Origin of the sequence: Catenulispora rubra, assembly GCF_015356825.1 — a bacterium.
Taxonomy (GTDB): Bacteria; Actinomycetota; Actinomycetes; order Streptomycetales; family Catenulisporaceae; genus Catenulispora; species Catenulispora rubra.
This window is the reverse complement of sequence record NZ_JAACYW010000856.1, coordinates 1-256: the sequence shown is the minus strand read 5'-3', so window position 1 is coordinate 256 and position 256 is coordinate 1. Positions and strand designations below refer to the sequence as shown.

Here is a 256-nt window from a genome sequence, read left to right as displayed (position 1 = left end):
CGTGCAGATTTATCTGTTACGGGTTGTGACCGCGTGCCTTTTGAAGAATGAGCCTGCGAGTTAGCGTTGTGTGGCGAGGTTAACCCGGGTGGGGTAGCCGTAGCGAAAGCGAGTCCGAATAGGGCGTTTGAGTCGCGCGACCTAGACCCGAAGCGTGGTGATCTAGCCATGGGCAGGGTGAAGCGCGGGTAAGACCGCGTGGAGGCCCGAACCCACCAGGGTTGAAAACCTGGGGGATGACCTGTGGTTAGGGGTG

Annotated in this window: 1 rRNA gene; it reads left to right on the top strand. The window is 59.4% G+C overall.

The features are described from left to right. A 23S ribosomal RNA gene (locus GWK61_RS55730) occupies positions 1-256 on the top strand; the annotation flags it as partial.